The organism is Amycolatopsis sp. cmx-8-4, assembly GCF_046548675.1.
In the GTDB taxonomy this organism is placed as follows: Bacteria; Actinomycetota; Actinomycetes; order Mycobacteriales; family Pseudonocardiaceae; genus Amycolatopsis.
The window spans coordinates 279,345-301,632 of record NZ_JAEBDZ010000010.1; the positions used below are offsets into that span (position 1 = coordinate 279,345).

Annotated in this window: 22 protein-coding genes; 11 read left to right on the forward strand and 11 right to left on the reverse strand. The window is 69.3% G+C overall.

The window, feature by feature from the left end; translation table 11 throughout:
- Positions 1–3 precede the first annotated feature (3 nt).
- The 3 genes from deoC (at position 4) to ACLJQZ_RS23500 (ending at position 3,363) form a co-directional block, all read left to right on the forward strand.
- A complete protein-coding gene (deoC, locus tag ACLJQZ_RS23490; protein ID WP_410622045.1) occupies positions 4–978 on the forward strand; it encodes a deoxyribose-phosphate aldolase in 975 nt (324 codons plus the stop codon).
- A gap of 92 nt (positions 979–1,070) precedes the next feature.
- The gene (locus ACLJQZ_RS23495) at positions 1,071–2,504 is read left to right on the forward strand and encodes an aldehyde dehydrogenase family protein (RefSeq protein ID WP_410622046.1); all 1,434 of its coding nucleotides are present in this window, start codon (positions 1,071–1,073) and stop codon (positions 2,502–2,504) included.
- Positions 2,497–3,363, forward strand: a complete 867-nt coding sequence (locus ACLJQZ_RS23500) for an aldehyde dehydrogenase family protein (protein WP_410622047.1) — start codon at positions 2,497–2,499, stop codon at positions 3,361–3,363. The genes ACLJQZ_RS23495 and ACLJQZ_RS23500 overlap by 8 nt, the downstream gene beginning before the upstream one ends.
- A gap of 55 nt (positions 3,364–3,418) precedes the next feature.
- Here ACLJQZ_RS23500 and ACLJQZ_RS23505 read toward each other — a convergent pair whose 3' ends face one another.
- From ACLJQZ_RS23505 to ACLJQZ_RS23515, 3 genes are all read right to left on the reverse strand, one after another.
- A complete protein-coding gene (locus ACLJQZ_RS23505; protein WP_410622048.1) occupies positions 3,419–4,081 on the reverse strand; it encodes a GH12 family glycosyl hydrolase domain-containing protein in 663 nt (220 codons plus the stop codon).
- A 10-nt stretch (positions 4,082–4,091) separates the two neighbouring features.
- On the reverse strand, positions 4,092–4,238 hold the full coding sequence (locus ACLJQZ_RS23510; RefSeq protein ID WP_410622049.1) for a hypothetical protein: 147 nt from the start codon (positions 4,236–4,238) through the stop codon (positions 4,092–4,094).
- A 115-nt stretch (positions 4,239–4,353) separates the two neighbouring features.
- Entirely contained in the window at positions 4,354–4,998 is a 645-nt protein-coding gene (locus ACLJQZ_RS23515; protein ID WP_410622050.1) for a TetR/AcrR family transcriptional regulator, read from the reverse strand.
- Positions 4,999–5,178: 180 nt separating this feature from the next.
- Here ACLJQZ_RS23515 and ACLJQZ_RS23520 point away from each other — a divergent pair, with 180 nt between their 5' ends.
- The 4 genes from ACLJQZ_RS23520 to ACLJQZ_RS23535 all read left to right on the forward strand — a co-directional run bounded on the left by ACLJQZ_RS23520 (position 5,179) and on the right by ACLJQZ_RS23535 (position 9,011).
- The gene (locus tag ACLJQZ_RS23520) at positions 5,179–6,411 is read left to right on the forward strand and encodes a cytochrome P450 (protein ID WP_410622051.1); all 1,233 of its coding nucleotides are present in this window, start codon (positions 5,179–5,181) and stop codon (positions 6,409–6,411) included.
- A 13-nt stretch (positions 6,412–6,424) separates the two neighbouring features.
- Entirely contained in the window at positions 6,425–7,630 is a 1,206-nt protein-coding gene (locus ACLJQZ_RS23525) for a cytochrome P450 (RefSeq protein ID WP_410622052.1), read from the forward strand.
- Between the two features lie 39 nt (positions 7,631–7,669).
- Positions 7,670–7,864: a ferredoxin gene (locus tag ACLJQZ_RS23530; protein WP_247060779.1), complete on the forward strand. Its 195-nt coding sequence runs from the start codon at positions 7,670–7,672 to the stop codon at positions 7,862–7,864.
- 142 nt (positions 7,865–8,006) lie between these two features.
- Complete coding sequence (locus ACLJQZ_RS23535) at positions 8,007–9,011, forward strand: hypothetical protein (protein ID WP_410622053.1); 1,005 nt, start codon at positions 8,007–8,009, stop codon at positions 9,009–9,011.
- Between the two features lie 49 nt (positions 9,012–9,060).
- On the opposite strand, the gene ACLJQZ_RS23540 is transcribed toward ACLJQZ_RS23535, so the two are convergent.
- From ACLJQZ_RS23540 to ACLJQZ_RS23560, 5 genes are read right to left on the reverse strand one after another with little or no spacing between them, the layout of a single operon-like run.
- Positions 9,061–10,140, reverse strand: a complete 1,080-nt coding sequence (locus tag ACLJQZ_RS23540; protein WP_410622054.1) for an ABC transporter ATP-binding protein — start codon at positions 10,138–10,140, stop codon at positions 9,061–9,063.
- Between the two features lie 2 nt (positions 10,141–10,142).
- On the reverse strand, positions 10,143–11,015 hold the full coding sequence (locus ACLJQZ_RS23545; RefSeq protein ID WP_410622055.1) for a carbohydrate ABC transporter permease: 873 nt from the start codon (positions 11,013–11,015) through the stop codon (positions 10,143–10,145).
- The gene (locus tag ACLJQZ_RS23550) at positions 11,012–11,944 is read right to left on the reverse strand and encodes a carbohydrate ABC transporter permease (RefSeq protein ID WP_410622056.1); all 933 of its coding nucleotides are present in this window, start codon (positions 11,942–11,944) and stop codon (positions 11,012–11,014) included. Before ACLJQZ_RS23550 ends, ACLJQZ_RS23545 begins: the two co-directional genes overlap by 4 nt.
- Positions 11,944–13,284, reverse strand: coding sequence for an ABC transporter substrate-binding protein (locus ACLJQZ_RS23555; RefSeq protein WP_410622057.1), 1,341 nt, complete (start codon positions 13,282–13,284; stop codon positions 11,944–11,946). The genes ACLJQZ_RS23550 and ACLJQZ_RS23555 overlap by 1 nt, the downstream gene beginning before the upstream one ends.
- Positions 13,271–14,275: a zinc-dependent alcohol dehydrogenase family protein gene (locus ACLJQZ_RS23560; protein WP_410622058.1), complete on the reverse strand. Its 1,005-nt coding sequence runs from the start codon at positions 14,273–14,275 to the stop codon at positions 13,271–13,273. Before ACLJQZ_RS23560 ends, ACLJQZ_RS23555 begins: the two co-directional genes overlap by 14 nt.
- 128 nt (positions 14,276–14,403) lie before the next feature.
- Here ACLJQZ_RS23560 and ACLJQZ_RS23565 point away from each other — a divergent pair, with 128 nt between their 5' ends.
- Positions 14,404–15,396, forward strand: coding sequence for a sugar-binding transcriptional regulator (locus ACLJQZ_RS23565; RefSeq protein WP_410622059.1), 993 nt, complete (start codon positions 14,404–14,406; stop codon positions 15,394–15,396).
- A 100-nt stretch (positions 15,397–15,496) separates the two neighbouring features.
- Positions 15,497–16,183, forward strand: coding sequence for a hypothetical protein (locus tag ACLJQZ_RS23570; protein WP_410622060.1), 687 nt, complete (start codon positions 15,497–15,499; stop codon positions 16,181–16,183).
- Here the strand turns inward: ACLJQZ_RS23570 and ACLJQZ_RS23575 are convergent.
- Positions 16,074–16,397, reverse strand: a complete 324-nt coding sequence (locus ACLJQZ_RS23575) for a winged helix-turn-helix transcriptional regulator (protein WP_410622061.1) — start codon at positions 16,395–16,397, stop codon at positions 16,074–16,076. The genes ACLJQZ_RS23570 and ACLJQZ_RS23575 overlap by 110 nt on opposite strands.
- Before the next feature lie 67 nt (positions 16,398–16,464).
- Between ACLJQZ_RS23575 and ACLJQZ_RS23580 the strand changes: the two genes are divergently transcribed.
- Positions 16,465–17,022, forward strand: a complete 558-nt coding sequence (locus ACLJQZ_RS23580; RefSeq protein WP_410622062.1) for an NADPH-dependent F420 reductase — start codon at positions 16,465–16,467, stop codon at positions 17,020–17,022.
- Between the two features lie 21 nt (positions 17,023–17,043).
- On the opposite strand, the gene ACLJQZ_RS23585 is transcribed toward ACLJQZ_RS23580, so the two are convergent.
- Positions 17,044–18,096, reverse strand: coding sequence for a C45 family autoproteolytic acyltransferase/hydolase (locus ACLJQZ_RS23585; protein ID WP_410622063.1), 1,053 nt, complete (start codon positions 18,094–18,096; stop codon positions 17,044–17,046).
- 38 nt (positions 18,097–18,134) lie between these two features.
- Entirely contained in the window at positions 18,135–20,639 is a 2,505-nt protein-coding gene (locus ACLJQZ_RS23590) for a DEAD/DEAH box helicase (protein ID WP_410622064.1), read from the reverse strand.
- A 151-nt stretch (positions 20,640–20,790) separates the two neighbouring features.
- On the opposite strand from ACLJQZ_RS23590, the gene ACLJQZ_RS23595 reads away from it, so the two are divergent.
- Positions 20,791–22,059, forward strand: a complete 1,269-nt coding sequence (locus tag ACLJQZ_RS23595) for a primosomal protein (RefSeq protein WP_410622065.1) — start codon at positions 20,791–20,793, stop codon at positions 22,057–22,059.
- The last annotated feature ends 229 nt before the right edge of the window (positions 22,060–22,288 follow it).

The following is a 22,288-nucleotide window of genomic DNA, read 5'->3' on the forward strand; positions in this document are numbered from 1 at the left end:
CCCATGACAGCCACGACCAGCACGTCAGCGGCGCCGGCCACCCCGGCACCGCTGGCGGACGCGACTCGCGACGAAGCGAGCCTGCGCCGCTTCCTGCTCGGGCTGCCCGGTGTCGACCAGGTCGGCGTCGAGCAGCGCGCGGCGGGCCTCGGCACGCGCAGCATCAAGAAGGACGCCAAACGGTGGGCCATCGACACCGCCATCTCCATGGTCGACCTGACCACGCTGGAGGGCGCCGACACCCGCGGCAAGGTCCGGGCGCTCGCCGCGAAGGCGGTCCGCCCCGACCCCGAACGCCAGGACACCCCGCGCGTCGCCGCCGTCTGCGTGTACCCGGACATGGTCGAGACGGCCGTCGAGGCGCTGAAGGGCAGCGGCGTGCACGTCGCGAGCGTCGCGACCGGCTTCCCCGCGGGCCGCACCAGCCGCGAGATCAAGCTGGCCGACACGAAGATCGCCGTCGACGCGGGCGCGCACGAGGTCGACATGGTGATCGACCGCGGCGCTTTCCTCGAAGGCCGCTACATGGACGTCTTCGAGGAGATCCAGGCCATCAAGGCCGCCTGTGGCGACGCCCACCTGAAGGTCATCCTCGAAACCGGCGAGCTGGCGACCTACGACAACGTGCGGCGCGCGTCGTGGCTGGCGCTGCTGGCCGGCGGCGACTTCATCAAGACGTCCACCGGCAAGGTCTCCCCCGCCGCGACGCTGCCGGTCACGCACCTCATGCTGCAGGCGGTCCACGACTGGCACGTGACGACGGGCGAGTTGCGCGGCGTCAAGCCGGCGGGCGGCATCCGGACCACGAAGGACGCCATCAAATACCTGGTCGCGGTACACGAGGTCGCCGGCGAGCAGTGGCTGACCCCGGACCTGTTCCGCTTCGGCGCGTCCAGCCTGCTCAACGACCTGCTGCTGCAACGCCGCACCCAGGTGGACGGCCACTACAGCGGCCCCGATTATGTGACAGTCGACTGAGCCGGGATGCCTGAAATGACCACCACGCTTGCTGCCCCGGCGAGGGAGATCCCGCTGAGCCTGCGAAGCGGAAACGTATTGGACACCGACTGATGCCTGTTTTCGAGTACGCACCGGCGCCTGAGTCGCGCGCCATCGCGAACCTCAAGGACCACTACAAGCCGTTCATCAACGGCGAGTTCGTCGACGGCTCGGGTGAGCCGCTCAAGACGATCAACCCGGCCACCGAAGAGGTCCTGGCCGAGGTCGGCACCGCGTCGAAGTCCGATGTGGACACCGCGGTCAAGGCCGCGCGCAAGGCCTACAACAACGTCTGGTCGAAGATGCCGGGCACCGAGCGCGCGAAGTACCTCTTCCGCATCACGCGGCTGATCCAGGAGCGCTCGCGCGAGCTGGCGGTGCTGGAGAGCCTGGACAACGGCAAGCCGATCAAGGAGTCGCGCGACTCCGACGTCCCGACCGCGGCGGCGCACTTCTTCTACCACGCGGGCTGGGCCGACAAGCTGGAGTACGCCGGCTACGGGCCGAACCCGCAGCCGCTGGGTGTCGCCGGCCAGATCATCCCGTGGAACTTCCCGCTGCTGATGCTGGCCTGGAAGATCGCACCCGCGCTGGCCACCGGTAACACCGTCGTGCTGAAGCCGGCGGAGACGACGCCGCTGACCGCGTTGGTGTTCGCCGAAATCTGCCAGCAGGCCGAGCTGCCGCCGGGCGTGGTGAACATCCTGCCGGGCGCGGGCGACATCGGCGCGTCCATTGTGGAGCATCCGGACATCGACAAGATCGCCTTCACCGGCTCCACCGAGGTCGGCAAGGCGATCCAGCGCGAAGTCGCGGGCACGGCGAAGAAGCTGACGCTGGAGCTGGGCGGCAAGGCGGCGAACATCGTGTTCGACGACGCGCCGCTGGACCAGGCGATCGAGGGCATCGTCAACGGCATCTTCTTCAACCAGGGCCACGTCTGCTGCGCGGGCTCGCGGCTGCTGGTGCAGGAGTCCATCGCCGAAGAGGTGCTGGAGAAGCTCCGCTACCGCGTCTCCACGCTGCGCCTCGGCGACCCGCTGGACAAGAACACCGACATCGGCGCGATCAACTCGGCCGAGCAGCTGGCGAAGATCCGCGGGCTCGTCGAAGCGGGTGACGCCGAGGGCGCGCAGCGCTGGACCAGCCCGTGCCCGGTGCCGGACCGCGGTTTCTTCTTCGCTCCCACGGTGTTCGCGAACGTCCACCAGTCGATGCGGATCGCGCGCGAAGAGATCTTCGGCCCGGTGCTGTCGGTGCTGACGTTCCGCACGCCGGACGAGGCCGTCGCGAAGGCGAACAACACGCCGTACGGTCTGTCGGCGGGGATCTGGACCGAGAAGGGCTCGCGCATCCTGTGGATGGCGAACCAGCTGCGGGCCGGCGTCGTCTGGGCCAACACCTTCAACCGCTTCGACCCCGCCGCGCCGTTCGGCGGCTACCAGGAATCCGGTTTCGGGCGCGAAGGCGGCCGCACCGGGCTGGAGGCGTACCTGAATGTCTGACCGAATCTCCGTAGCCAAGACGTACAAGCTTTACGTGGGCGGCAAGTTCCCGCGTTCGGAGTCCGGCCGGGTCTACCCGGTGACGGACGCGAAGGGCAGGTTCCTGGCGAACGCGGCCCACGCGTCCCGCAAGGACGTCCGCGACGCGGTGGTAGCGGCCCGCAAGGCCTTCCCGGGCTGGTCGTCGGCGACGGCGTACAACCGCGGCCAGGTCCTGTACCGGGTAGCCGAGGTCCTGGAGGGCCGCCGCGACCAGTTCGTCACCGAAGTATCCACTTCGGAGGGTCTGGCCACGAAGAAGGCCGAGTCCCTTGTGGACGCCGCGATCGACCGCTGGGTCTGGTACGCGGGCTGGACGGACAAGATCGCCACGGTCCTCGGCGCGGCCAACCCGGTGGCGGGCCCGTACTTCTCGTTCACCGTCCCGGAACCGACGGGCGTGGTGGGCATCCTGGCGCCGCAGCAGTCGTCGTTGCTGGGCTTGGTCAGCGTCCTGGCCCCGGTCCTGGCCACGGGTTCGACGGCGGTGGTGGTCTCGAGCGCGGAGCGCCCCCTGCCGGCGATCACGTTGTCGGAGGTCCTGGCAACATCGGACGTCCCGGGCGGCGTGGCGAACATCCTGACGGGCCAGGCGTCCGAGCTGGGCTCCTGGCTGGCCTCCCACGGCGACGTCAACGCCCTGGACCCCACGGGAGCCGCGGCCGCGGACCGCCCGGGCCTGGCGCGCGAAGCGGCGAACACGGTGAAGCGGGTGCTGACGGTCCCGGAACCGGAGCCGGACTGGACGATCGCCCCGGACCTGTCCCGGCTGCGCCGATACCTGGAGGCCAAGACGGTCTGGCACCCGCTGGGCGTCTGAGTTTTCGCTGGTGAAAGCCACCACCCGGGCCGCCGGGTGGTGGCTTTTCAGCCCGCTAACTCATCGTCACCGAGAAGTCCGTCAGCGTGAACCGGGCCTTGCCGCCGCTCGTGGAGCAGAACTCGATACCGTAGCCGATCTGGTTGACCGTCGGGTTCGGCGGGATGAAGCCCTTGCCGATGCCCCAGGCGATCATCGCCTTCAGGTCCACCGCGCCCGAGTACTGCGTCGCCTGGGACACGAACGCGATGTAGCCGTCGTCGTCCGCCCAGACGTCGTAGGCGTGGCCGCCCGCCGTGTACGTCCCGACCTTGTCGCCCGACGGTTGCTGCTTGAGGTTCTCCGTCCAGACCATCACCTCGGTCACGCCCTTGCCGTCGCCGACGCCGTTGAGCCAGAGGTCGTACGCCACGTCGTAGATGCCCGTGCCCGGGCCGCGGCCGGCGAACGTCGAGCGGATCACCGAATAGTCGTTGAACGGCTTTCCGTTCTGGTCGTTGATGTCCTTGTGGACGTTCGGATAGGTTTTCACCGACGTCGTCGACGGCTGGGTGGAATCCACGTACCAATTGTCGTACGCGCACGCGCGCAGTGTTTCCGGGCCCGCTTCGTCGGAGTTCCACATGTTGTTGTGGACGTAGTAGCCGCCGTCGGACCAGCCGCCGTCGGGGTCGCTCGTGGTGAACTCCGGGCTGCCGCAGTTGCGGACCGGGGTCACCGAGGGCGGACTAGGCGCAGGTCGGGACGTACTTCGCGGGACCGACGTCGGCGGCGCGAGGGTGCCACTCGACGTCACCGGCGAAGACGCCGGAGGTGACGACGACGCGACGGGCGACACCGCGGCCGGAGCCGCCGAACCGGCGTCCTGCCCGCACGCGGCGAGCACGAAAAGGGGAATTACCGACAATGCAGCCAGGGTTCTTCGTCGCATTTTCCCGCCTCGTCAACAATGGCAGAACGAGGCGGAACCCTAACACGGGAAAATGACGATCAGTGGTCTTCGGGATCCAGGTCGTGGGACGTGATCGGGCGACCCGGCAGCGGCGTTCCCGGCCGCGCGCTCAGCCCGTCGATCATGATGCCGACGCAGCGGCTCGCCGCCATCGCCGCGACATCGTCCGTCTTCGCGCGCATCTGACGCAGCATCGTCGCGAACAGGATCGCGACGTCACCCGCGCCGACGTCGTCGCGGAGCTTGCCCTCGGCCTGGGCGCCGCGGACGAACTCGTCCAGGACCACCAGGATCTCGTCGCGCAGGCGGCGGACCTCCGGGTCGCCCTTCAGGATCACCAGGGCCCGGTGCGACACCATCGCCAGCTGGACGACCAGCTGCAGTTCGACCGACTGCCGCAGGAGCCGCTCGAGCGCGCGCCACGACGACGTCTCCTCCGCGGCGATCCGCTTCGCGTCGATCAGGACGCGCTCGAAGTTGTCCATCGCCACCGCGCGGACCAGGGCGTCCCGATCCGGGAAGCGCCGGTACAGCGTGCCGACGCCGACGCCGGCCGCCCGGGCGATCTCCTCCATCGGCACTTCGGCACCGGACGCGGCGAAGATGCTCTTCGCGGCGGCCAGGATCTGGTCGCGGTTGCGCCGCGCGTCAGCCCGCAGGCTGGTATCGGGGTCTGCCGTCATGCCGTTCGCCTCTCGCTGAATCTGGCGCGGGGTGATTCTCGCACGGTCAGGCGGCCACACAGTGCATCCGCAAGATGTCACCCGTTAGCTAGTGGACGATGTCCTTCCACTTGGGTACGTTGGGTTCTAGAACCGGAATGTAATCCTCCACATACTTTCCGTCCGATTTGGGGATCCGAAATGACCGAAGTCGCCGAACCCGCCACGACCTCGACCGGGGAAGAGGTCTTCCCGCTGGTGCGCAGCTGCCCGTTCGCGCCGCCACCGGCGTACGAGAAGCTGCGCGAAGCGGGCCCCGTCCAGCGCGTCGAGCTGCAGTCCGGCCAGGAAGCCTGGGCGATCACCCGGCTCGAGGACGTCCGGCAGATGCTGACCGACCCGCGGTTCAGCTCCGACCGGTTCAACCCGGGCTTCCCGTTCCTGACCAAGCAGGGCCGCCCGGTGCGGCGGAGCAACTTCACCGCGTCGCTGATCAACATGGACCCGCCGCAGCACGGCTCGGCCCGGCGAGAGGTCGTGGGCGAGTTCACGGTCAAGCGGATGAAGGCCCTCCAGCCCCGCATCCAGCAGATCGTCGACGAGCACATCGACGCGATCCTGGCCGGCTCGAAGCCCGCCGACCTGGTCACCGCGCTGTCGCTGCCGGTGCCGTCGCTGGTCATCTGCGAGCTGCTCGGCGTCCCGTACGCCGACCACGACTTCTTCCAGGTCCGCAGCTCGACGCTGCTCAACCGGGACGTCGAGCAGGACGACCGGATCAAGGCCGTCGACGAGCTGCAGGCCTACCTCGACCAGCTGGTCTCCACCAAGGAGGCCGAGCCGGCCGACGACCTGCTCAGCCGCCAGATCGCCAAGCAGCGCGAGGAGCACGGCGAGGCCGACCACGACTCGCTCGTCTCGCTGGCGTTCCTGCTGCTCATCGCCGGGCACGAGACGACGGCGAACATGATCTCGCTCGGCACCGTCGCGCTGCTGGAGAACCCGGACCAGCTCGAGCTCATCAAGAACGACCCGGGCAAGACGCTCGACGCCGTCGAGGAGCTGCTCCGGTACTTCACGATCGCCGAGTTCGCGACGTCGCGCGTCGCCACCGAGGACCTCGAGATCGGCGGCCAGCTGATCCGCGAGGGCGAGGGCGTGCTCGGCCTCAGTTACTCCGGCAACCGCGACCCGGAGGCGTTCGACAACCCGGACGAGCTGGACCTGGAGCGCGGCGCGCGCCACCACGTCGCGTTCGGCTTCGGCCCGCACCAGTGCCTCGGCCAGAACCTGGCCCGGATGGAACTGCAGATCGTGTTCGACACGCTCTTCCGCCGTCTCCCGGAGCTGAAGCTGGCCGTGCCGGTCGAGCAGCTGCCGTTCAAGCACGACTCGTCGATCTTCGGTCTGTACTGCCTGCCCGTGACCTGGTGAAAGAGGGGAAATCATGACGACAGTCGAGGAGCCGGTCCACCAGTTCCCGATGACGCGCACGTGCCCGTTCTCGCCGCCGCCCGCGTACCAGGAGATCCGCGAAGAGGAGCCGATCACCCGCGTCGGGCTCCCTGACGGCGGCCGCGCCTGGGTGGTCAGCCGGCACGAGGACGTCCGGACCGTGCTGAACGACCGGCGGTTCAGCGCCGACCGGCAGCACCCGGACTTCCCGCAGCTCGTGGCGGGCGGGTTCCGGCGCCAGGGCGACGAGCGCACCATGATCACCATGGACGCGCCCGAGCACGGGCCGGCTCGCAAGGCCGTGCTCGGCGAGTTCACCGTGCGCCGGATGGAGGCGCTGCGGCCGCGGATCCAGGAGATCGTGGACGGCCAGATCGACGCGCTGCTGGCCGGGCCGAACCCCGGCGACCTCGTCGAGGCGCTGGCGCTGCCGGTGCCGTCGCTGGTGATCTGCGAGATGCTCGGCGTGCCCTACGCCGAGCACGACTTCTTCCAGACCCACACGGCGAAGCTGATCAAGCGCTCGACGTCGCCGGAAGAGCGGCGCGCGGCGTTCGACACCATTCGCGGCTACATGGAAGAGCTCATCGCGGAGAAGGAGGCGAACCCGCCGGACGACCTGCTCGGCCGGCAGATCGTCAAGCTCCGCGAAGACGGTACTTACCGGCGTGCTTCGCTGGCCGCGACCGGTTTCCTGCTGCTGGTGGCCGGGCACGAGACGACAGCGAACATGATCTCGCTGTCGACGGTGGCGCTGCTCCGGAACCCGGAGCAGCTGGCGCTCCTGAAGGCCGACCCGGGCAAGACGCTCGACGCCGTCGAGGAGATGCTGCGCTACTGGACGATCGTCGACGCGGCGACCGCGCGGTTGTGCGTCGAGGACGTCGAGGTCGGCGGGCAGCTGATCCGGGCCGGTGAGGGCGTGCTCGCGCTGGGCTACGCGGCCAACCGCGACCCCGGGGCGTTCGACAACCCGGACGACCTGGACATCGACCGCGGCGCGCGCCACCACGTCGCGTTCGGCTTCGGGCCGCACCAGTGCCTCGGCCAGAACCTGGCCCGGATGGAACTGCAGATCGTGTTCGACACGCTGTTCCGGCGGATTCCGTCCCTGAAACTGGCAGTTCCCGTGGAAGAACTGCCCTTCAAGGACGACGCGAACATCTACGGGCTGTACCGGCTGCCGGTCACCTGGTAGAGATCGAGCGGACGGCCCTCCCACCACAGGAGAAGAACCATGAAGATCATCGCGGACACCGGCAAGTGCGTCGGCGCGGGTCAGTGCGTGCTCACCGAGCCCGCGCTGTTCGACCAGAGCGAGGACGACGGCACCGTCATCGTCCTCGACGACCAGCCGCGGGGTGAGCTGATCGAGAAGGCCCGCGAAGCGGTGCACGTCTGCCCCAGCCAGGCCCTCTCCCTCGAGGAGTAAGTCTGCCGCAGCTTGTCGTGAGTGGTTAGGGCGGTTCTAACCGCCCTAACCACTCACGACCGAGTTATCCACATCGTTCCTGGTTATCCACAGATTTGCCGGGCGTCTCCTACGGGCCGCTGGAGTCGACCATGGTCGAGATGTGCCTCTCAACCGACGGTGGTCCACCGACGAACTGCCGGGCTCGGCCAGACCGAGCTGGCCGGTCGTCCTCGACCGGCAACACGACATCATCAGCCACGGACAGCTGCGGTCCTACGGCCACACCAAAGCGGACCTGGCCGCCAACGTGGAAGCCGGGCGATGGCAACGCGTGCTGCCCGGCGTCTACGCGACGTTCACCGGTCCGCTGCCCCGACCCGCGCGTTTGGCGGCCGCACTGCTCTACGGCGGCAGGCACGCTGTCCTGAGCCACCACTCGGCGGCGGAGGAATGGGGACTCGTCCCCATCACCGACCGGCCGGTGGAGATCACTGTGCCCTACACGAGTTCCGCCATCTCGCAGCTCCCACTCGTGGCGGTTCACCGATCACGCGCACTGCGGCACACGACACTGGCGACCACGCCGCCTCGTACCCGCGGCCCGGACACCATCGTCGATCTGGCCGTCTCGCAGGAGACAGCCCGGGACGCGACGCTGCTGGTAGTCGACCTCGTCAGCCGAAGTTCGATGTCGCTCGAAGCCGTCGAGAACTGTGTCTCGCAACGCCCACCCTTCCGCTACCGGGCTGCCATCCGCAGGGGACTCGGCCTGGTGCGCAACGGTTTGATGTCCGCCCTCGAAGTCGAGTACCTCGAGCTGGTCGAAGACCAGCACGGCCTGCCGCGAGGTGATCGGCAGACGCCGTTCGCCGTGGACGGGAAGACCTTGTGGGAGGACGTCACCTACGACAGCCACGGCGCCGCGGTGACTGTCCGGCTCGACGGCCGCGCAACGCACGCCACAGCCGGTGTCGCCTTTCGCGATCGCCGCCGGGACAACGCCGCCGAGCTCGCGGGCAGGGCCCGGCTCGTCTACGGCTGGCAGGACGTCCACTCTTCCCCGTGCGAGGTCGCCGCGGAAGTGCGGGCCATCCTGCTCCGCGAAGGGTGGAACCCGGACGGGAGCCGGGCGCCGAGCTGCCAAGTCTGCCGCAGCTTGTCGTGAGTGGTTAGGGCGGTTCTAACCGCCCTAACCACTCACGACAAGGTGACCACTACGAGAGGCGCAGGGTTGTCTCCGGGTTGAAGGCGTGGGTTTCGCCTTCGCCGCGCAACGCGACGCGGACGTTGTCGCCCATGCGGGGTGGCCGGCGGCCGTCGACGCGGACGACGAAACGGTCGTCGCCCACCTTGCCGTGCAGGTAGGCGTCCGCGCCCAGTTCCTCGACCAGCTCCACCACCAGCTCGAAGCCGCCCTCCGAGACCAGCTGCAGGGACTCCGGGCGGACGCCGAACGTGACCTCGCGCAAACCGGCAGAACCAGCCGCCGTGAGCACCGACCGCGGCAGCGGCAGGGTGACGTCGCCGAGGCGGACGCCGCCGTCCGTCAGCGGCAGGAGCGCCAGGTTCATCGCCGGCGAGCCGATGAAGCCCGCCACGAACGAGTTCGTCGGGTTGTCGTACAGCTCCCTCGGTGACGCGCACTGCTGCAACCGGCCGTCGCGCAGGACCGCCACCCGATCGCCCATCGTCATCGCCTCGACTTGGTCGTGCGTGACGTAGATAGTCGTCGTGCCGAGACGCCGCTGCAGCTGAGCGATGTTCGCGCGGGTCTCCACCCGCAGCTTCGCGTCCAGATTGGACAGTGGCTCGTCCATCAGGAACACGCTCGGCTCGCGCACGATCGCCCGGCCCATCGCGACGCGCTGCCGTTGCCCGCCGGACAACGCCTTGGGCTTTCGGTCGAGAAACCGCGTCAGGTCGAGCATCTCGGCGGCCTCGCCGACGCGTGCCCGAATGTCCGAAGTGGACATTCCCCGCAGCTCCAGCGCGAAGCCCATGTTGCCGGCCACCGTCATGTGCGGGTACAGCGCGTAGGACTGGAACACCATCGCGATGTCCCGGTCCTTCGGCGGCAGGCCCGTGACGTCGCGGTCGCCGATCCGGACGGCGCCCTCGTCGACGTCCTCCAGCCCGGCCAGCATCCGCAACGCCGTCGACTTGCCCGAACCGGACGGCCCGACCAGCACCAGGAACTCCCCGTCCGGCACCGAAAGGTCGAGCTGGTCGACCGCCTTCACCGACGACACGCCCGGGTAGATCCGGGACGCCTTTTCGTAGACGACTGCAGCCATGACTACTTCACCGCTCCCATCGACAGCCCCCGGACGAGGTGGTTCTGCGCGAACCAGCCGACGATCATCACCGGCAGCGAAGCCAGCAGCGCGGCCGCGGACAGCTGGGCCCAGTACAGCCCCTCGCTCGTGATGAACCCGACGAGGAACACCGGCACGGTGCCGGCCCGCGCCGCCGTCAGGTTGACCGCGTAGAAGAACTCGGTCCAGGAGAAGATCACGCAGATCAGCGCGGTCGCCGCGATCCCCGGCGCGACCACCGGCATGATGATCCGGCGCAGCAGCGTCGGCAGGTTCGCGCCGTCGATCCGGCCGGCCTCGATCATCTCGTGCGGCACCTCGAGGAAGAACGATCGCATCATCCAGATGGCCAGCGGCAGGTTCATCGACGTGTAGAGGATGATCAACGCCCACACCGTGTCCAGCAGTTCGGTGTTCTGGGAGATGATGTACAGCGGGATGATCGCCGCGACGATCGGCAGCATCTTCGTCGACAGGAAGAAGCCCAGCGCGTTCGACGTCTTCTTCACCGGCGCCAGCGAAAGCGCGTACGCCGCCGGGATGCCGAGCAGCAGCACCAGCAGCGTCGAGATCACCGTGACGAACGCGGAGTTCGCCACGTAGGGCAGGAACCCGCCCTTCAGGACGTTCGCGATCTGGTCGAACGTCGGGCTGAAGAACAGCTTCGGCGGGTCGGTGTAGGCGTCGGACTCCTGCTTGAACGCCGTGAGGATCATCCACAGCAGCGGGAAGACGAACAGGATCGCGATCACCCAGGTGACGACGGTGAGCGCGCCCGGCCCCAGTTTGCGCTTCGGCTTGCGGGTGGGAGCCGCGGCGGTGGCCGCCGAGGGGCGGGTCTCCAGGGTGGTCATTTGATGCCTCCGTCCACCGAGAACGTGCGGAACATCAGGCGCAGGGCGAAGGTCGCGACGATCATCGTCAGGATCACGACGATCACGCCCATCGCCGACGACTGGCCGACGTCGAAGCCTTCAAACGCGCGCTGGTAGATGTAGTACGGCAGGTTGGTGCTGGCCGTGCCCGGGCCGCCCTGCGTCATCAGGAAGATCGCGTCGAAGCTGTTCACGATGTAGATCGCGCCCAGCAGCGTCGCCAGCTGCAGGAACCGCGACAGGTGCGGCAGGGTGATGGAGACGAACGTCCGCCAGCGGCTCGCGCCGTCGACCGAAGCCGCTTCCAGGACCTCCTTGGACTGGCTCTGCAGTCCGGCCAGGATCAGCAGCATCATGAACGGCGTCCACTGCCACACGATCTGGGCCATCACCGAAGCCAGCGGGAACTGCGACAGCCAGTCGGTGTCGGTGCCGAAGACGAAGTGCAGCAACCCGTAGGTCGGGTCGAACATCGTCGTCTTCCACAGCAGCGCGCCGGCCGCCGGCAGGATCAGGAACGGCGTGATCAGCAGCGTGCGGACGAAACCGCGGCCCATGAACTTCCGGTCCAGCAGGATCGCCAGGCCGAGGCCGAGCAGCAGCGCGACGAGCACGCAGACCACGGTCAGCAGCACCGTGTTCAGCAGCGCGACCAGGAACGTCGTGTCGCCGAAGACGTCGATGTAGTTGTCCAGGCCGACGAAGTGCCGCGAACCCGGCCGGACCAGGTTCCAGGACTGGAACGAGTAGAACACGGTCAGCAGGAACGGCAATTGCGTCACGGCGACGACGAAGAGCAACGCCGGCAGCAGCGGCAGGCGCCGCTTGGCCGCGGTGCTCAGGCCGCGTTTCTCCGTGACCTTCGCGTGTGACTGGGACTTGGGAGTGGATACGGAGAGCGTGGACATCACTGCACCGCCTTGTAGGAGTCGCCCACCGTCTGGGCGTAATCCTGGGACTGCTTCAGGGCGTCGTCGACCGGCTCGCGGCCGGCGATCGCCGCCGACAGCTGCTGACTCACCCGGGTGCCCAGGTCCTGGAACTCGGGGATGCCGACGAACTGGATCCCCGGGTAGGGCACCGGGTTCGCCATGGCCTTCTCCTGGTTCGCGTCCGCGATGCCGTCGAGTGTCGGTTTCGCGTAGGCCTGCGCGGCCTTGGCGTAGTCGGGAATGTCGTAAGTGGACTGACGCACGCCCGGCGGGACGCGGTTCCAGCCGTAGGTCGCCCCGACCTTCTGCACGTACGCCTTGTCGGTCATCCAGGCCATGAACTTCCAGGCCGCGTCCTTGTCCTTCGCGACCTTCGGGATGCCGAGGGCCCAGGTGTAGAGCCAGCCGCTGGCCTGCGTCTTGACGACCGGTGCCGGCGCGTAGCCCGACTTGCCGACGATCTTGCTGCTCGACGGGTCCTCGTTGGTGCCCGCCATGACCGTGGCGTCGTACCACATCGCCGCGTTGCCCTGCGTGTAGCGCGTGCCGCACTCGGAGAACCCGGCGCTGGAGGCCCCGACCTCACCGTGGTCGCGGATCAGGTTGACGTAGAAGTTCGCGGCGTCCTTGAACTCCGGCGACGTCAGCTTGGCGTTCCAGTCCTTGTCGAAGTACTGCGCGCCGAAGGTGTTGGCCACCGTGCTGAACGGCGCGAGGCTCTCGCCCCAGCCCGGCTTGCCGCGCAGGCAGATACCGGCGACGCCGTCGGCCTTGTCGTCCAGTTTCGCGGCGAAGTCCGCGACCTGCTGCCACGTCGGCTTGGCCGGCATGGTCAGCCCGGCCTTCTGGAAGAGATCCTTGCGGTAGGCCAGGAACGACGACTCGCCGTAGAACGGCACCGCGTACATCTGGTTCTGGTACGACAGCGACTGCTTGATGCTGGGGATGAAGTCGCCTTCGTCGTAACCCGGGGTGGCCGCCATGTGCGGTTCGAGGTTCTCGAGCCAGCCGTTGGCCGCCCACTGCGGGGCCTCGTAGTTGCTGATCATCACGACGTCGAACTCGCCGCCCTCGGTGGCGGTCGACGCGGTGATCTTGGCGCGGGCCTGGTTTTCCGGCAGCGAGACGAACTTGAGGGTGATGCCGGTGGCCTTCTCGAACTCGGGGGCGAGCGAGATCGCGTCCTTCATCTGCGGGTTGGACACGATCGCGATGACGAGCGTCGAGTTGCCGGTGCCGACCGAGCCGGCGCCCGCGCAGCCGGTGACCAGCAACGACGTCGCGGCGAGGAGGGTGAGCAGCTTACGCACGGCCACCTCCCGGGAGTACCTGCACCTTGAGGCCGGAGCCGCTGCGCATCTTGGCGAGCGCGTCCGGGTACCGCTCCAGCGGCAGCTTGTCCGTGAGCAGCTCGTCCGTGGTGATGGCGCCCCCGGCCACGAGGTCGAGCGCGGTGCCGTAGCTGTTCAGCACGGCCATCGAGCCGACGACGGTGATCTCGTCGTTGTAGATGCGGAACGGCGAAAGCGCGACGCGGGCTTCGGCCGGTGCGACGCCGAAGACGAGCAGCCGGCCGCCGCGGCGGATCGAGTCGAAAGCGGCTTCGATGGCCGGGGCGGCGCCGGTGCAGTCGACGGCGACGTCGAACTTCTCGCCGTTCAGCTCGCCGACGTCGGCCGCGGTGGCGACGGCGCCCAGCCGGCTCGCGCGCGGCAGCCGGTCCTTGTTGCGGTCGACCACGGTGACGTGGGCGCCGGCGCGTTGCAGCAGCTGCTGCATGATCAGGCCCATGGTGCCGGCGCCGACGACGAGAAAGCGCTCTCCGGCTTCGACGCCGACGCGTCGCACACCGTGCACCGCGCAGGAGACGGGCTCGACCAGCGCGCCCTGCTCCCAGGTCATCGTGTCGGGCATCCGGTAGCAGTTGGCCGACGGGACGGCGACGAACTCCGCGAAGGCGCCGTCGACGGTGTCACCGGTGGCGTTCCAGTTCGCGCAGAGGTTGCCGTGGCCGGAGCGGCACGGGCCGCAGTAGCCGCAGAACAGCGAGGGGTCGACGGCGACGCGGTCGCCGATCTCCCAGCCGCCCGGCACGTCGTCGCCGAGCTCGACGATCTCCCCGGCGAACTCGTGACCGGGGACGATCGGGTACGGCGTCGGCGGGAAGTGCCCGTCGGCGATGTGCAGGTCCGTGCCGCAGATGCCGCACGCGCCCACCTTGATGACGACCTGTCGTTCCCCTGGTTTCGGATCGGGCACCTCGCCGACCCTGATCTCGCCGGGCCGGTCGATGATGGCGGCACGCATGCCTAGCCCCTTCCTCGCGCTCATATGAGCATCGTTGACCTGATGCGTCGAGAAGTTGTGAAGGCATTACAGGTCTGACGTCGGTGTTACGTCAACCTTTCGGGCAGATTTCGCGCTATAGTGCTCATATGAGCACGTCCAAGAAGCAGCCGTCGCTGACCGAAGCCATGCTGCTAGCGACCGTCGCCCGGCGCTTCTACGTGCAGGGACGCTCCAAGCTGGAGATCGCCGACGAATTCGACGTCAGCCGCTTCAAGGTCGCGCGGATGCTCGACACCGCAATGGAGTCCGGCCTGGTCAGAGTGGAGTTCGCACTGCCGGCTCCGGTGGACCTGACCCTGTCGGACGAGATCCGATCGGCCTACGGCCTGGACCGGGCCCTCGTGCTGGAACGCTCAACCGAGCGTGAGCCGAAGGAGGTCGTCCGGGCCAGGATCGGCGCACTCGCGGCCCGGCTGCTCGAGGAGATCGTGACGACCGACGACATCCTCGGCCTCTCCTGGGCGCGCTCGGTGAACGCGCTGACCGAAGCGATCCGGACGCTGGCACGCTGCCCGGTCGTCCAGCTCTGCGGAGTGCAGGCGGGGATGGACATGCGCGGCCGCTCGGTCGAGACGGTCAGCCGGGTGACGGCGGTGTCCGGCGGCGACGCCTACCCGATCTTCGGGCCCCTGGTGCTGCCGGACCGCCGTACGACCGAGACCCTGCGGCGGCAGCCGGGCATCGTGGAGACGTTCGGCCAGTTCCGGAACCTGACGAAGGCCGTGGTCAGCATCGGTGCGTGGCAGCCGGGCGAGTCGACGGTCTACGACGCGCTGGACGAGGCGGAGCGAGCGGCGATAGCGGCCCGCGGCGCGACGGCGGAGGTCGCGGCCCGGCTGTTCGACGCGTCCGGCACCGCGTTGTCCACCGGCCTCGCGCACCACGTGCTGGCGATCAGCCACGAGGAGCTGATGGCGGTGCCGGAGGTGATCGCGCTGGGGTACAGCAAGCCGAAGGCGTCGGCGGTGGACGCGGTGCTGCGCTCGGGCATGGTCTCGACGCTGGTCACCGACGCGGCGGCGGCGGTGCCGCTGCTGGCGTTGGCGGCGAAGAACCCGCCTGTACTCCCGGGGAGGTAGCCGGCGCCCGGCGCGCTACCCCACCGGGCGCAGATCGCGTGACGCGGGCTCCGGGGTTACGCCCGATGTGCGCGCGCGTTTCCTCCGCGAGCCTTGAGGCGTGACCCGAACCAAGGCTTCTCCCCGCTGGCGCCACGCCGTCGTCTGGCTGCACGTCCTGTCGTCGGTCGCCTGGATGAGCCAGGCCCTCGCGCTCGTCGTGCTGATGTCGCTGGCGCTTACGCGTCCCGCCCAAGCCGGTGCCGCGACCGCGATGGCCGACCGGCTCGATTCCGTGCTGCTCGCCCCGATGGCGAACGTCTCCGCCTTCACCGGCCTCGTGCTCGCCGGCGCGACCGCGTGGGGCTACACGAGACACTGGTGGGTCCTCACGAAGTTCGCCCTGACGCTCATCCAGCTCTACGCCGGCATCTTCCTGCTCTCCCCCGCCCTGCGCGACGCCGCGGACACCGCCACCGTCGCGTGGCCGCAGATCGCCGGCGCCTCGCTGATGGCGAGCGCGCTTTCCTTCCAGGCGTGGCTTTCGATCGCGAAGCCGTGGCGGAAGACGCCGTGGTCACCCGCCGCGAAGCCGCCGACCGCGCCGACCTGGGTGTTCGTCACCGGGGTGGCCGCGCCCGCGTTCGACGTCGGCGCCGGGCTCCTCGCCGGCTACCCGCTGCCCGCGTTGTCGCTGGTCACGCTGGTCGTGCTCGGGTTTGAGCGGCGACGACGTCGTCGCCGTGCTCAGCCGCCCAGCGCCCGAAGCCTTCGATCGGCTCCAGGAAACTCGAGCCCAGCGGTGTGAGGGCGTACCCGCCGTCGCGGCGCTCGAGGAGACCGTCGGTCTCCAGGCGCCGCACGGTTTCCGTGAGCACCTTGGCGCTGATCCCGCCGATCGAGCGACGCAGTTCGCCGTGCCGGCGCGGGCCGTGGCGCAGCGCCCACAGCACCACCGGGTTCCACGTGTTGGCGACGAGGTCGAACGCGAGCCGCGTCGGGCAGTCGGCGAGAAAGTCCATGGTTACCTTTCGGTTCCTGCCGGGGTCCCTAACGTCGTGCCGGTACAGCAAAGCACGAGGAGGACGCATGCGGATCGGGATCTTCGGCACGGGCGCGATGGCGACAGCCTTGGGCACGCGCTGGACGAACGCCGGCCACGAGCTGCGGGTGGCCGGCCGCGGCACCGGGACGTGGGCCGAGGTGGCGGCCTTCGCGGACGCCGTGCTCCTGGCGATCCCCGCGGACGCCGCCTTCGACGTCCTGCCGAAAGCGGGCTCGCTGCGCGGCAAGGTGCTGGTGGACTGCACCAACCAGCCCGGCCCGACCGGCACCGAGCCCCCGCCCGGCACCCCGGTGGCGACCCGGATCGCGGCCGCCGCGCCGGACGCGCACGTCGTCAAGGCGTTCAACCTGGCCCCAGCCGACGTCTGGCGCGAGCCACCCGCGACGCTCACGGTTCCGCTCTGCGGCGACGACCCGGCGGCCCTCGACGCGGTCCGCACGCTGGTCCGCGACGTCGGCTGCACCCCGGTTCTCGGCGGCGGCCTGGACCGCGCGCACCTGCTGGAGGCGACGGCGGCGTTCGCCATCGGCCTGTGGTTCGCGGGCGAGGACGCCCAGGCGATCCTGGTCCCGGCCTCGTGAGTGGTAATGCGGGTCAGAACCCTAATTTCCACTCACGACGGCGTCGACGTTGCCGGCCGCGAGGTCGATAGCCCGGGCCCGCAGGGGTGCGCCGCCGCGCGGGATGAGGGTCACCGTGCCGTCGGCCAGGTCCGTGACCAGCGTGCTCAACGTCAGCTGCGGGTCGCCGCCGGCCGCGTCGCGGTGCACGTCGCCGGTCAGCGTGTCCGCCAGCCACGTCACGTCCGGGGCGGCCGGTGACAGGTGCGCGCAGACCTCGGCGCGGTCCAGGCTCTCCTCGCCCGCCGCGTCGAGGTCCGGCGGTAGCTGGCGGAAGTGGTTGGTGTGCCAGGAAAGCCCACTGGCCACAGTGGTCACGGCCGTCTCGTGACCGGCCTTCTCGACCACCGTCACGCCGGCCGACCCGACCTGGCCCATGGTGTACGCGAACCCGCCCGCCGAAGCGTGCGAGCGCAGCGACGACACGGCCTCCGCGACGTCGACGGCCCGCTGCAGCGACCGCGCGACGAAGTGCCGTCCGGCGCTCGGAGAGGGCGCGACGACGTTGACGCTGTCGATCCCCCACACCAGCCCGTGCGTGGTGAGCGTGAACGTGTTGGCCGGCACGAAACCCGGGTACCACCAGACGCAGACGCCGGGCTCGCCGTCGATCAGCAGGGTCAGCAGCCGCCCGATGCCGTCGAACACCGGTGCGCCGTCCTCGTTGTGCCCGAGCAGGCTCCGCGCGCCGACCCACGCGAGGTCGGTGCAGCCGGTGCCGTCGCCGGTGCCCAGGTCACCGCGCAGGTTGGCCAGCAGCAGGTCATCGAACGGCACCCCCGCGCCCGAGGCCAGCGCGGCGAGTTCGGCGTAGGCGTCCGGGTGCTCGACCTGCGACGCCGATTCGATCGCCCGGAACAGCACCGGCGACCGCAGCATCCGCGCGGTGACCGGCCACTCGGGCAGTCCGGCGAGGACGGTCCGGATGTCGGCCGCCGCGTACTCCCCCAAAGCCCGGAACGCGGCGTCGCGGGGGCCGCGGACGACCGTCCAGCGCACGTCACCGATCCGGTGCTCCACGACCGTCGCCGCCATGCGCTCACGATGCCTGAGCAGTCAGGAAAAGGCAACGACTAGTGCGCGCCCACCGCGATCACCCGGACCACCGCCGAGCCGGCTTCGTCGGACGCGGCCAGGTCGATCTCCGCGCTGATGCCCCAGTCGTGGTCGCCCGCCGGGTCGTCGAAGATCTGGCGGACCTTCCAGACGTCCGGCAGCTGCTCGATGATGATCAGCGCCGGGCCGCGCGCGTCCGGGCCGGTGCCCAGCGCGTCGTACTCCTCGAAGTAGTCCTCGATCGCGTCTTCCCACGCCTCGGCGTCCCAGCCCGACGCCGCGTCCAGCTCGCCCAGCACGTTCCACGCCCGCCGCCCGAACAGCTCGACCCGGCGGAACAGCTCGTTGCGCACCAGCACCCGGAACGCGCGCTCGTTGCGCGTGACGGCGGGCGGTTCGGCCGGCGGCCGGTGGGAGACCGGCCCCTCCTCGTCCGGGTGGCGCAGGGCTTCCCACTCGTCGAGCAGGCTGGAGTCGACCTGCCGGACGAGCTCACCGAGCCACTCGATGAGGTCCTGCAGCGGCTCGGTCTTCGCCTCGTCGGGCACCGTGTGGCGCAGCGCGTCGTAGGTGTCCGCGAGGTAGCGCAGCACCAGGCCTTCGGACCGCGCGAGCTGGTAGAAGCCGACGTACTCGACGAAGTTCATCGCGCGCTCGTACATGTCGCGCACGACCGACTTCGGCGACAGCTCGTAGTCGTCGACCCACGGGTGGCCCTGCCGGTAGCTGTGGAACGCGCCCTGCAGCAGCTCTTCCAGCGGCTTCGGGTAGCTGACGTTCTCGAGCAGCTCCATCCGCTCGTCGTACTCGATGCCTTCGGCCTTCATGGCGTTCACGGCCTCGCCGCGCGCCTTGAACTGCTGCTGCGACAGCACGGGCCGCGGGTTGTCCACAGTGGATTCCACAGTGGACACGACGTCGAGCGGGTAGCTCGGCGACTCCAGGTCGAACAGCTCGATCGCGGCCAGCGCGAACGGCGAAAGCGGCTGGTTGAGCGCGAAGTCGAACTGCAGGTCGACGGTGAGCCGGACGATCCGGCCCTGCTCGTCCGGCTCGGGCAGCCGCTCGACGATGTCGGCGGACAGCAGCGCGCGGTAGATCGCGATGGCGCGCAGGATGAGCTTGCGCTGCGACGCGCGGTCCTCGTGGTTGTCCTCCAGCAGGTGGCGCATGGAGTCGAACGCGTTGCCCGGCCGCGAGATCACGTTCAGCAGCATCGAGTGCGTGACCTTGAAGCTGGACGTCAGCGGCTCGGGCTCGGCCGCGATCAGCCGGTCGAACGTGCTCTCGGTCCAGTTGACGAAGCCCTCCGGCGCCTTCTTCCGGACGATCTTCTTCCTCTTCTTCGGGTCGTCGCCCGCCTTCTCCAGCGCCTTCGCGTTCTCGACGACGTGGTCGGGCGCTTGGACGACGACGTAACCGTCGGTGTCGTAGCCCGCCCGGCCGGCGCGGCCGGCGATCTGGTGGAACTCGCGCGCCTTGAGGTGGCGCTGGCGGACGCCGTCGTACTTCGTCAGCGCGGAGAAGACCACCGTCCTGATCGGTACGTTGATGCCGACGCCGAGCGTGTCCGTCCCGCAGATCACCTTGAGCAGCCCGGACTGGGCCAAGGTCTCGACCAATCGGCGGTACTTCGGCAGCATCCCGGCGTGGTGGACGCCGATGCCGTGGCGGACCAGCCGCGAGAGCGTCTTGCCGAAGCCGGCGGAGAACCGGAAGTCGCCGAGCAGCTCGGCGATGGCCTCCTTCTCGGCCTTGGTCGTGACGTTGATGCTCATCAGCGTCTGCGCCCGCTCGATGGCCGCGGCCTGCGAGAAGTGGACGACGTAGACCGGCGCCTGACCGCCGTGGAGCAGCTCGGACATGGTCTCGTGCAGCGGGGTCAGCGCGTACCGGAAGGTCAGCGGCACCGGGCGCTGCACCGACGTGACCACGGCCGTCGGCTTGCCGGTGCGGCGGGTGAGGTCCTTCTCGAAGAAGGACACGTCGCCCAGGGTCGCCGACATCAGGACGAACTGGGCCTTCGGCAGCTCGAGGATCGGCACCTGCCACGCCCAGCCGCGGTCGGGCTCGGAGTAGAAGTGGAACTCGTCGGCCACGACCTGCCCGACGGGGGCGTCGGCCCCGAACCGCAACGCGATGTTCGCCAGGATCTCAGCCGTGCAGCAGATGATCGGCGCGTCCGGGTTGACGGCGGAGTCGCCGGTCATCATCCCGACGTTGTCCGCCCCGAAGATCTCGATGAGCTGGAAGAACTTCTCCGACACCAGCGCTTTGATGGGCGCGGTGTAGTAGCTGCGGCGGCCCTGGGCGAGGGCGGTGAAGTGCGCGCCGACCGCGACGAGGCTCTTCCCGGAGCCGGTCGGCGTCGAGAGGATGACGTTCGATCCGGAGACGACCTCCATCACCGCCTCCTCCTGCGCCGGGTACAGCGCGATGCCCCGATCGGCCGTCCAGGTCGTGAACGCTTCGAAGAGGGCGTCGGGGTCGGGATCCGCAGGCAGGAGGTCTGTGAGAGTCATGAGACGTCCATCGTGCCATCCGCTCGTCGCAAAGTCGGCAGGGGCGATCGCATCGCGAGTGGTAAACCCGTAGGCTTCGCGGTACCGCGCACCGACCGGGGCATACTTTCGGTCTCGCGCGCACACGGGCGGTAATCCGGAGGGCTTAGGAATGGCACAGGACATCATCCCGATCGAACTCGGCCTGCCGCAGGGGGACGTCGTCACCCTGTGGGCGCCGCGCTGGCGGGAGGACGGCGAGGAGTGGGAAGCGTTCCTCGGCGACGAGGACGACCTGTACGCGTTCCCGGACGCAGCCCACTTGGCCGCGTTCGTACGCACCTCCGAGCGGCACGACCTGCTGGATCACCCGGCGTGGGACGCGGTTCCGTCGCTGAACGTCCCGGAGCTGATCCCGGACGAGGACCACACCTACGACCTCGTCGGCGTGCCCGAGCTCGTCGCCGAAGAGCCGGACATCTGGCACATCGCGGAGCTCGCCGAGATCATCGGCATCGTGCGGTCGCTCGCCGACGTCTGCGACCTCGAAGAGGTCCACGAGATCCTCGACTCGACCGAGGGCTTCTCGCTGCTCGACCAGGGCACCCTCCCGTTCACCGGGAGCGTCGGCGTCCAGGTGTGGAACGACCTGTCCGAGACGGTGTCGCAGAAGTGGGACACCGTGCTGGACGCGATCGACGGCCTGGTGACCGCACCCGACGTCGACGAGAAGATCCTGGAGCAGACCGCCGAGGAGCTGGCGGCGTTCCACGAGGAGTCCGCGGCGGCCGAAGCCGGCGCCGAGGGTGAAGAGGACCTCGAGGCGATCGACTCCGTCGACTCGGACGACGACTCCGACGACGAGGAAGAGGACGAGGGGCCGGTCGGCTTCTGGGCCGAGGTCGGCATCGACCCGATCAAGATCATCACGTCCGGCGCGGAGTACTACACGCTGCGCTGCTACCTCGACGACTCGCCGGTGTTCCTCGGCAGCGAGGGCGAGATCGACGTCTACACCTCGGAGAAGGCCCTCGCGCGGGCCCTGGCCGACGGCAAGGACCTCGCCGACACCGACCTCGCCGACGTGTCCACCTGGGAAGAGGTGCTCGCCAAGGCGACCGCGGGCGAGCTCGAGATCGAGGTCGACCCGGAGAACACCTACGTCCTGTCCGGCATCGACGCCGACATCGCGGAAGGCCCGGAGGCGATCGACCCGACCCAGCTCGAGCTGGCCGTCGAGCTGATCACCGACGCCGCCGACTGGGCGGGCGACGACACGGCCGACACGGCACTGGCGAGCAACGAGAGCCTGGGCTGGCTGGTCTCGTTCGTCCTGCGCCCGGACCCCACGCGCCTCGAGCCGAGCGCCCCGTTCGACGCGGAGCAGGGCTCGTGGCGCAAGCTGGTGGAGACGTTCGAAAACCGCCTCACGGTCGCCTGACCTTCCGACCTCACGAAGGCCGCCTCCCGGGTTCGGGAGGCGGCCTTCGTCGTGTCGGCGCGTGGCTGTCCACAGCCCGGACCGGATGTGGACAACTCGGCCCGCACCACCGTCGGCCCCCGGATTCCGTCGCAGGCCGCCGGTACACTGGAAACCGGGGGGCGGCGCCCCACGTTTCCGCGAGCTTCGGCCACCGCCTACGGCTGCCGCGCTCGGCGCGGACCGGCCG